The following is an 8,640-nucleotide window of genomic DNA, read 5'->3' as shown; positions in this document are numbered from 1 at the left end:
CGAATGCCTCTGGTTCTCCTGTTGGAAATGTCCCGCTCAGGCGCTCGGCTGCGAGACCGGGATCGGACACCCTGATCTTTGTGGTTGAGTAGCGGTTCAGTTCGGTTACCGCGTCGGCCAGGGTCACATCGTCAAACTGCACGATCCCGCTGCGCCATTGCAGCGCGGCGCCGGGTTCGACCCTGGACACGGTCTGGCTGCCATCATCTGCGATCTCGAGCCGGTCCCCGGGCGCCAGCACCTTCGCCTCCGGATCGGCGGGATGTGTTGCCTTGCCGAAACCGAACAGGCTCTTCTGTTCCGGAGATGTCGAAACGCTGACCGAGCCTTCCAGCAGGGTCACAGCCACACCGGCTGGCTGCGCATAGATGTCGAATTGCGTCCCGAGCGCGCGCGTACGGCTTGTACCTGCCTCGACGATAAAAGGTGCCTTGGCCTTTTCGACCTCGAACAGGGCCTGCCCGCGTGACAGGCTGACATGGCGTTCGCGGCTCGTATACGCCACGTCCAGCGCCGTGTCCGTGTTGAGGGTGATCACGGTTCCGTCCGCGAGCGTGACGCTGCGCTGCTCGCCCACGGCGGTGGCATAGGTCAGGGGCGCCGGATTGGCGCCGGTATTGGCGAGTACGAAGACTGTGGCGGCGAGGGCCAGGACAGCCGCGAGGCCTGTCAGCCAGGTGGCCATGCGGAGCCTTGTCCGCTTGGCTGGTTCGGGTGGAGCGTCGGGTGATGCCCCTCCCCTGCCCGCGCGCAGGCCCTGGTCCACGATCGCGAGGCTGGCTTCGATCTGGCGATAGGCTTCTGCATTGTCAGGATCTCGCTCCCAGGCGCGAAAGGCGTCCCAGGTCTCCAGGTCCACATCCGGGTCCTGCAGTTCGCTATACCAGCGCGCCGCGGCATCAAGCCGGCCCGTCTCCTCGTCGTTGTCGTTCATCACGTGGGTATCACTCAGCCTTGTCGGGACGCGGGGGCGCCCGCTTGCGAGAGGGCTTTCGCGATCGCCGCCAGCGCTTCGGCTATATCACTTCGGACGGTTCTTGGCGACACGGCGAGGCGCCGGGCAATCTGGTCATGGGTCAGGCCCTCCAGCCGGTGGAGCTGCAGGGCTTCGCGCTGGCGGGGCTTCAGGGCATCAATCGCTGTTTGCGCAATCGCCAGCAATTGCGCATCCATCACCTGCTGTTCGGGGGTTACTGTCCGGTGGCAGGCCAGCCTGTCACCCATCTCGCTGATCTCGGCAGTCATGTGCCGGCTCCTTCCATAGCCCGATTTCAGATAGTCGCGCGTGAGGTTGCGCAGGATCGTGAACAATAGCGGGCGCAGCTCTTCCACGGGCTTGTCGGAATAGGCGCGGCTGGCGGAGATGAAGGCTTCCTGGACCAGGTCTTCGGCGTCTTCCGCATTGCCGATGCGGGATCGGCTGAAGCGGAGGAGTTCGGGATGGTGGAGGTGGTAGAGGTGGGTGAGGGTGGGGGTGACACGAGGGTCATGGCCTGCGGCGTGGCTCAATAGCGCGCGATCGGGCACGGAAACGAGTGGGGTTCCTGCCGCTACGGTGGCCATGCCGGGATGGCGCAGTGTCTCTGCGCGCTGAAAACCGTGAGCGAATTTGTGATCCTGCATCGAGGGCTCGGGTTGCGGGGTTGAACTTTCTGGTTGTCACTCAGACCGACAGTCCAGGCTGGAGACAGAACGCGGCGGCTTATGATTTCATCCTAAAATGGGATTATCCGACATTGGGATTACCAAAGCAACAGGTTTTTACTTGGGGCTGCGGTGAACAAATCTCTCAGATCTCGCGCGCATCGCGTACTCATTCAGGAGCTAAAGTCCGCACGGCACAGTGCAGGACTGTCCCAACAAGACGTTGCGGATATTTTGGGTGTACCACAATCCTATGTCGCGAAGATCGAATTGGGAGAGCGGCGAATTGATGTCGTAGAATTCTTGCAAATGGTCGAAGCTGTGAATGGCTCTTGGACCGAAATATTGGACCTAGTCGCGTCAGCGAAAAAGTAGCCCTATTGCAAGTGCGACCACTATTAATTTGGACGCCGTGGGTCCGCCACAAGCTCCTTCCCGCCATCCGAATGGTGACCCTCAGGCACATGTCGCTCAATCGAGAACTCGTAGAACAGGCCTTCCTGCATCACCTGTCGATCACCCATCATGGCTTACGCTCCCATGTTCAATGACTACAGAAAAAGTGAATCAGAATTCGGTTAGCTTGGCACCGACTTTTTCAACACAATCGCGCCCGTTGGAGACTTGTCGGTGGCCCAACCCGAACCTCAACAATATGTGGGTTCTACCCGGCGCAGCAGGAGAGTTTGGAAACATCCTTGCCGAACCCCTGGGCTGCCAGTTTCAGGCCTTCGACCGTTGTCAGATAGGGGAAGATCGTTTCGCCCAAGGCCTTTGCGGTCATCCCGAACTTCAGCGCCATCACCATGGTCTGGACGGAATCAGAGCCTTCAGGGGCGAGAATCTGGGCTCCGAGCAGCACGTCCGTGTCCGCATCAGCGACCAGCTTGACCAGGCCACGCGTATCGTGCGCGGCCAAGGCGCGGGGCACCAGGTCCAGCGGCGCGATCGATGTCTTGACCGAATGGCCAGCCTTGATCGCCTGGGCCTCGCTCAGCCCGACCCCGGCGACTTGCGGATCAGTGAACACAACCCACGGCATGGCCGCGTTGTCATAGGCAAGCGATTGGCCGTTCAGAGCGTTCCTGGCGGCAATCTTGGCGCCATAGGCAGCCATGTAGACGAACTGGTCCTGTCCGGTGACATCGCCGGCTGCGTAGACGCCCGCCCTGGTTGTGCGCATACGTTCATCCACCAGGATGGCGCCATTTGCATGGGTCTGAATACCCATTTCCGAGAGGCCAAGCTTAGCCGTATTGGCACGGCGACCCGTTGTAAGGAGCAAATGCCCCGCCTCCAGCGTTTCCTCCCGACCGCCAATCGAAATCGTCAGCGCAACGCCCGCTTCGGTTTTTCGAGTACTGACATAATCAAGGCCGGTCCTGACGGTAATGTTGTCATCCGCAAGATAGTCGGTGAGGGCCGAAGAAATTTCCGGCTCGGCCTCTGGCAACAGATGGCTGCGTGTGACCAGCGTGACCTGCGTGCCTGCCCGGGCGAACATCTGGGCGAGTTCGCACCCGATATAGCCCCCGCCCATTACAAGCAGGGACTCCGGCAAGGCGCCCAGCTCGAGCGCGGCTGTGCTGTCGAGATAGGGTGTTTCAGACAGGCCATGTAGATCAGGAATGGCTGGCGAAGCGCCGGTTGCGATGATCGTACGGTCTGCGCCTACAAAGCGTTCGTCTATCATCACACCGCCCTCGGCCAGAACGGCTTTGCCTTCGATATAGTCGACCGTCTCATAGTCAGCCAGGAGGTCGATATATTTCTTGTTCCGCAGCGTTTCGACAAGCTTGTCCTTGTCGGCCATCAGCGCTGCCCAGTCATCAATTCTTGCCTCGCCTGACAGACCCGCGAACCGGCTTGCCGAACGCGCGCCGTGCAGGGCCTCTGCCGCGCGGATCATGACCTTGGACGGCACGCAGCCAATATTGACGCACGTTCCCCCGATTAATCCCCAGCCGATCAGAGCTACTCTCGCATTGGTTTCAGCTGCCGTTATGGCTGCTGAAAAGCCGGCTGAGCCAGCGCCAATGACGATGACGTCGTAATGGTCCCGGCCTTCGGAGGAACTATGAGTCATGGAATGGGCTTACTGGGGTGGGGAGTAAGATCCGGCTCTTGCGACGCCAGAGGGCGTAAAGCGTGAGCAGGATGAAGGCGCCAAGTGCCGACAACAGGACATAGTCGAGATAGCCGGTCAGGGCTGACAGGCCGACAATCCCGAGAATCATGACCAGGATAGGCGTAAAGCAGTACAGGGCGGTCATCAGTGTTCCGATGACGTCAATACCTAACAGGGCACGCATGAATCAGGCGTCCGAACGCGTTGCCGGGTAGCCGACATTGGTCGATGCAGCGGCAATTGCGTCGGCGGTCGTGACGGCCGGGTCAAAGGTAACGCTGGCAATCTTGCTGTCAAAATCAATGTCGACCGTCTTGACGCCCTCGACCCGCATCATGGCCTTCCTGACCGAAATCGGACAGGTGGCGCAGGTCATGTTGTCGATCGAGAAAGATGCTGTCGCGAGGGGCGCTTCGGCCGAGACGGTCTGCGCCTGGCTGGTCGATCCCGATGACAGGGCAACGGACAATCCGCCCATCCCGACGATGGCAATGGCTGCCACAGCGATGATACTTTTCTTCATGGTCTTACTCCGCGTTCAATAAAAGAAAGGGGCCCAAAAATCGATACTGGTCGCGAGAATGACCAGGGCGGTTGCTATCCAGAGCGCAAGTTGCGTGAGTCGGCTGGACTCCGGCCGCGCACAATAGGAGCCGTCTTCGCAGGGTTTCGGTTTCTTGAAATAGACATGCCAGAAGCCGAGCGCGAGCAGGAACATGGTCACGCCGATAAAATACGGCTTGAACGGTTCGAGCGCTGACAGCTGTCCGATCCAGGCGCCAGATACGCCAAGACTGATCAGTGCGAATGGCACGATGCAGCAGGATGACGCCAGAATCGCGCCGAGCACGCTGCCCGTGGCCAGCAAGCTGCGCCGCTTGTCTTTGTCTGTCGTGTTTTGCGTCAATTCGGTCAAAACGGCTTGATGTCCTCTTGTCGGTTGCGGCTCAGGGTGACAAGCTGCCCCCTGTAGGGGCTACAGGATCAAGGCAAAAATACATGACGGAATTCACGGTTACGCGAGCAGGCGTAAAGCGGGGAGAATTGGCCAGGCGATCAGGCTGCAATCCCGAAACAATCCGGTATTATGAAACCACGGGACTGCTGCCTGAACCGGCCCGGACCGAGGCTGGGCATCGTCTCTATTCCGAAGCGGACCAGTCGAGACTCCGGTTTATCCTGAGAAGCCGTGAACTTGACTTCACCCTGGCGGAGATCCGCGGCCTTCTCTCGCTGGTCGACGACGGAGATTACAGCTGCGCCGAAATCCATGCGCTCACCGCCAATCACCTGAAATCGGTCTCCCGAAAGATCTCGGACCTGCGCACGCTCGAACGCACGCTCAAGCGCATTTCCAGCGAGTGCGCCAAGGGCAACGAACCCGATTGTCCGATCATTGATGCGCTGGCGGGACCAGCCATAGGGTGAACCCATCGCGAGCAACAATCGACGTTCGCAATCGTGGGTCGTCTGCCTTCAAGAAACTCGGCCGCCTGAAGCTTGAGTTCCCCTCGCATGCTTTCTTGTGCGGTAACTGCCTCGAAATATGCGCAATCAACTTTTGTTGAGCATGTGACAGCTGACCTGAGCCGCTGGCAGTGAAGGGCTTGAGGGACAAGGACATTCCCGGCCAGGCTGATGCCCTGATAGAGTTGTCGCTCATTCGGCGCAGGTTCCGTCAACGTCCCTACGGCTCCGTTTGCGCCCCCTGGCAAACTTTCAGGCAGTGATCGAGACTGTATGCCGGGGAAGAGTCAACTGTTCTGCGCCTTAGGGTGAATGGTCCGTAGTTAGATGGAGGTGAAAATCTCCAATGCGCATTGGGCAAAGGCCTCTGAAGGCGGCGGCTTTCCGCCCCTTCGCCCAACCGGAAGTCTGACTTTCGCCACGGACGCGCCTGGCGCGCGACAGCACGGACCAGGTCGTCCTTGCCGGTCGCATTGGGGACGACGGAGGGGCTGCGATGGAATTCCTCCTTGGGTTGCATTTGGCACATTTGCTGCATGAACACTGTCCTGGGAGGCTCGGGCATGCGCATACGGCACATCGGGGAATTCAGCGATATCCTGGCTGGCTATGCCTATGCGTCGCAGCTCTCCTCGAGCGACTGGGCCTGGGAATTTCTCAGGCGCAACCGGCGCTTCCAGGCCAATGCCATGGCGCAGGTGCCCGATGTTTCCAGTGAAGCTGCGGACGCGCGAACCACGCGCCTGATACTGATGCGGCGTGACCGGCTGGCCGAGACCTGGGGGCTCATCTTCTTTCCCGATCCTGACCTGTCGGCCCGGGTCACGGACGTCTTCTGGTCGGACCGCGCCTTCCCGCGCAAGATTGCCATTCTCGGCCGGGAGCGCGCCACGGACGAACCGGACGAACTGTTTGACGTGGGCCTGCGTACGGGCCGGGTCACGCATCTGACCGATGCGCGCCAGCGCGAACACCTGCTGATCCGGGCAGCCGCCAGCACCCTACAGGTGCGCTATCGCGGCCTGCCGCTCTTTGCGGGACGCGCGGTCAAGCTCGATGTCTCCCTGTCGGGTATCAGCCAGGCCAGCAGGCAGGCGCAAATTCTTGCACAGGCAGGACACGTGTTCGGGCATGGCGAGACTGGGGCTCCTCGGCTGACACAGCAGGCTCTGCGGCTTCGCAACGCACTGATCGCGCTGGACGCACATGACGCCGGCCTGACCTACAGGGACACTGCGCTGATCCTCTATGATGACCAGCGTGTTGCACACGCCTGGCAGAGCGGATCGACTGCCATGAAATCGGAAATGGTCCGGCTACTTGCCAAGGGGCAGCGCTTGCGCGCGGGTGGCTATTTCAGGCTGTTGCAGGGGCGTCTTCCGGCAAACGGGAGGCAGGCGGGTTGCGCGCAATGCTGATCGTCGTTTCAACGCCATGGACATTTCAAACTGGACGGACCGCCTTATGATTTCCGGATGCGCGCCTTCGTGCCATCAAGCCTGAGCCAGGAATGACGTCTGGTGATCGTCTGCATATTCTCGCCCGGCTGCCGGAGGTACGAGACGGCGCGCCTCGGAACCCACCACGCGCCTATTCGTCCAGCGCTTGCAGAACTTTGACAACCTTGACCAGCTCAGCGTCTGACATGGCATCGACAATGCGGTGCGCCGCCCGGCGCAGCCGCGAGACCTGATCGTCCCTGGACGGTCGCTCGGCGCCAAAGAAGTCGGCGAGGGGCATGTGGAGCAGCCCGGCCACGTCGTACAACATGCCAGCGGAAATCCGGTTGGCGCCGCTCTCGTACTTCTGCAGTTGCTGATGCGAGACGCCCAACCGGCCGGATAGTTCCACGAGTGTCATGCCTTGTGCATGACGTGCCTCGCGCAAGCGCGACGCAACGCGAAAATCCATTTCGGATGGTGCCCGCTTGGCTCTCGGCTTGCCCTCTGCCATGCGTCTGCGCCTCCCGTCAGGCAGGAACCTCGGTTCACCCGTATCGATCCACACGTGCGGGCCCTGTCTCACCGGCCCTCATTCATCGGCGCCAGCGGTTCCTCCTTGCTGAACGCGATGCCAGGAGACTCAACGATCAACCGGCGTCATCCGGCAAAAAAATCTCGTGCGGCCGCAATATTTGTTTCGGCAGGAATGCAGGCCACTGGATGAAAGTGGCGGGTTCCAGGACCCGGTGAGCACTCGCAATGTCTGGAAATATCACCCTCCCCCAGGCCCGCTGACGCGGGTCTGTCCGGGCGGCTGGAGCCCACAAAATCCGGAAAGGCATTCGACCGGGCCCGGCTCGTCTCCGGTCACGCGGCCACCCGTTCGGGTCGCCGCGCGCTGCGGGGGCTCGCCGGCCGGGGGCCGCGTTGCATGCTTCCCACTGGCCTGCCGGCCAGAGGGGGCATGGACGCGTGGCCTCTCGAAGCCTCAGTCAGCCTCAGTCGACGGCGTGAGCCATTTGCCGAGTACGGTCACATCCTGGCGCTCGTACCCCAAGGCGCTGTAGAAGTCGGCCGCATCTTCATTCTCTTGGCGCACCATCAGCTGCACCTTTGGCGCACCACGGGCCGTCAGCCAAAGCTCGGCCTCTGCCATCATTTCGCGTCCATGGCCGCGGGCCTGACGGTCCGGTCTGACAGCCAGGTAATAGATCCAGCCGCGATGACCGTCATGGCCGACCATGACGCTGGCGACGACCGCGTCATCCACCGTGCCGATAAGGATCGTGGCATCGCGCGAGACTTGGATCCGGTCGATATCGGCATCGGGATCGTTCCAGGGCCTTGTCAGCCCACATGTCTCCCACAGCGCAATCAATGCTGCGCGGTCTGCTTCCCGGAAGTCTCGTATGTGCAAGGCCATGGCTGTCGGGTCTGGACGGATTCGTATCCAGGGCGCCAGCCTGCCTGTTTGGCATTTGCAGGCGTGGACAAGCTTTCCCTGCAGCCGTGAGGGGGCGGACGGCGCGTCTGCCCGGGCGCGGCCCGCGCGCAAGGCGCCGGTGACCTAGAACCGCTCGCTTCTCCCCTTGCCTCCTACCTTCCCGCCTTGCCCCCGGCCCTTATACGCCCGGGCGCCCGCACCTCTCGTCCGCCCCCTCCCGCCTGCCGGGAAGGGCACGCGGGCGAGGCGATAATTTTGCGAGGCTGACATGACCCCTTCACCTGAGACACCTGCCCCCCTTGGAACAGATACCGGACCGGATTTGCGGGAGACACCCCGCATCTATGTCGCCTGTCTTGCCGCCTACAATAACGGGCGCCTGCACGGGGCGTGGATTGATGCAACCGAGCCAAGCGAGGTCATGGACAAGGTCCGCGCCATGCTGGCGGCGTCGCCGGAGCCGGACACCGAGGAATGGGCGATCCACGGTGCGACCAGAAAGTCGCATCTGTTGA

13 protein-coding genes are annotated in these 8,640 nt (G+C 61.3%); 4 read left to right on the top strand and 9 right to left on the bottom strand.

All coding sequences use genetic code 11. The features are described from left to right. Both HOC_RS19500 and HOC_RS19495 read right to left on the bottom strand, forming a co-directional pair. A partial coding sequence (locus HOC_RS19500; RefSeq protein WP_035541774.1) for a FecR family protein occupies positions 1-934 on the bottom strand: 934 nt, incomplete at its 3' end. A 14-nt stretch (positions 935-948) separates the two neighbouring features. After that, positions 949-1,623 (bottom strand): RNA polymerase sigma factor, encoded by a 675-nt coding sequence (locus tag HOC_RS19495; protein WP_051625137.1) that lies wholly within the window; start codon positions 1,621-1,623, stop codon positions 949-951. A 153-nt stretch (positions 1,624-1,776) separates the two neighbouring features. Between HOC_RS19495 and HOC_RS23015 the strand changes: the two genes are divergently transcribed. Next, positions 1,777-2,019, top strand: coding sequence for a helix-turn-helix transcriptional regulator (locus tag HOC_RS23015; RefSeq protein ID WP_084146486.1), 243 nt, complete (start codon positions 1,777-1,779; stop codon positions 2,017-2,019). A 23-nt stretch (positions 2,020-2,042) separates the two neighbouring features. On the opposite strand, the gene HOC_RS22865 is transcribed toward HOC_RS23015, so the two are convergent. The 5 genes from HOC_RS22865 to HOC_RS19475 form a co-directional block, all read right to left on the bottom strand. Further along, positions 2,043-2,171 carry a hypothetical protein gene (locus HOC_RS22865; protein ID WP_277813065.1) on the bottom strand — a complete coding sequence of 43 codons (129 nt, stop codon included), beginning with the start codon at positions 2,169-2,171 and terminating at the stop codon, positions 2,043-2,045. A gap of 137 nt (positions 2,172-2,308) precedes the next feature. Next, complete coding sequence (gene merA / locus HOC_RS19490) at positions 2,309-3,730, bottom strand: mercury(II) reductase (RefSeq protein ID WP_035541770.1); 1,422 nt, start codon at positions 3,728-3,730, stop codon at positions 2,309-2,311. After that, complete coding sequence (gene merF / locus HOC_RS19485; RefSeq protein WP_035541766.1) at positions 3,720-3,956, bottom strand: mercury resistance system transport protein MerF; 237 nt, start codon at positions 3,954-3,956, stop codon at positions 3,720-3,722. The genes merA and merF overlap by 11 nt, the downstream gene beginning before the upstream one ends. Before the next feature lie 3 nt (positions 3,957-3,959). Continuing rightward, the gene (locus tag HOC_RS19480) at positions 3,960-4,295 is read right to left on the bottom strand and encodes a heavy-metal-associated domain-containing protein (RefSeq protein ID WP_035541759.1); all 336 of its coding nucleotides are present in this window, start codon (positions 4,293-4,295) and stop codon (positions 3,960-3,962) included. A gap of 15 nt (positions 4,296-4,310) precedes the next feature. Next, positions 4,311-4,688 (bottom strand): mercuric transporter MerT family protein, encoded by a 378-nt coding sequence (locus HOC_RS19475; protein WP_035541755.1) that lies wholly within the window; start codon positions 4,686-4,688, stop codon positions 4,311-4,313. A gap of 83 nt (positions 4,689-4,771) precedes the next feature. Between HOC_RS19475 and HOC_RS19470 the strand changes: the two genes are divergently transcribed. Both HOC_RS19470 and HOC_RS19465 read left to right on the top strand, forming a co-directional pair. Then, positions 4,772-5,200: a MerR family transcriptional regulator gene (locus HOC_RS19470; protein WP_034740932.1), complete on the top strand. Its 429-nt coding sequence runs from the start codon at positions 4,772-4,774 to the stop codon at positions 5,198-5,200. 602 nt (positions 5,201-5,802) lie between these two features. After that, positions 5,803-6,657, top strand: a complete 855-nt coding sequence (locus tag HOC_RS19465) for a DNA -binding domain-containing protein (protein WP_035541750.1) — start codon at positions 5,803-5,805, stop codon at positions 6,655-6,657. Between the two features lie 172 nt (positions 6,658-6,829). Here the strand turns inward: HOC_RS19465 and HOC_RS21600 are convergent, their stop codons facing one another. Both HOC_RS21600 and HOC_RS19450 read right to left on the bottom strand, forming a co-directional pair. Further along, on the bottom strand, positions 6,830-7,192 hold the full coding sequence (locus tag HOC_RS21600) for a helix-turn-helix domain-containing protein (RefSeq protein WP_051625136.1): 363 nt from the start codon (positions 7,190-7,192) through the stop codon (positions 6,830-6,832). Positions 7,193-7,669: 477 nt separating this feature from the next. Beyond that, complete coding sequence (locus tag HOC_RS19450) at positions 7,670-8,104, bottom strand: GNAT family acetyltransferase (protein WP_035541743.1); 435 nt, start codon at positions 8,102-8,104, stop codon at positions 7,670-7,672. Between the two features lie 289 nt (positions 8,105-8,393). Between HOC_RS19450 and HOC_RS19445 the strand changes: the two genes are divergently transcribed. After that, on the top strand, positions 8,394-8,640 hold a 247-nt coding region (locus tag HOC_RS19445), incomplete at its 3' end, for an antirestriction protein ArdA (RefSeq protein ID WP_035541778.1).

This window comes from Hyphomonas oceanitis SCH89, assembly GCF_000685295.1.
Lineage (GTDB): Bacteria > Pseudomonadota > Alphaproteobacteria > Caulobacterales > Hyphomonadaceae > Hyphomonas > Hyphomonas oceanitis.
Note: the sequence above shows the minus strand (reverse complement) of the source record. Positions and strands in the feature narration are given on the sequence as shown.

Coding starts and splice junctions, on each gene's coding strand:
- HOC_RS19495 (WP_051625137.1), bottom strand. CDS start 1,623: ATGCAGGATCACAAATTCGCTCACGGTTTTCAGCGCGCAGAGACACTG.
- HOC_RS22865 (WP_277813065.1), bottom strand. CDS start 2,171: ATGATGGGTGATCGACAGGTGATGCAGGAAGGCCTGTTCTACGAGTTC.
- merA (WP_035541770.1), bottom strand. CDS start 3,730: ATGACTCATAGTTCCTCCGAAGGCCGGGACCATTACGACGTCATCGTC.
- merF (WP_035541766.1), bottom strand. CDS start 3,956: ATGCGTGCCCTGTTAGGTATTGACGTCATCGGAACACTGATGACCGCC.
- HOC_RS19480 (WP_035541759.1), bottom strand. CDS start 4,295: ATGAAGAAAAGTATCATCGCTGTGGCAGCCATTGCCATCGTCGGGATG.
- HOC_RS19470 (WP_034740932.1), top strand. CDS start 4,772: ATGACGGAATTCACGGTTACGCGAGCAGGCGTAAAGCGGGGAGAATTG.
- HOC_RS19465 (WP_035541750.1), top strand. CDS start 5,803: ATGCGCATACGGCACATCGGGGAATTCAGCGATATCCTGGCTGGCTAT.
- HOC_RS21600 (WP_051625136.1), bottom strand. CDS start 7,192: ATGGCAGAGGGCAAGCCGAGAGCCAAGCGGGCACCATCCGAAATGGAT.
- HOC_RS19450 (WP_035541743.1), bottom strand. CDS start 8,104: ATGGCCTTGCACATACGAGACTTCCGGGAAGCAGACCGCGCAGCATTG.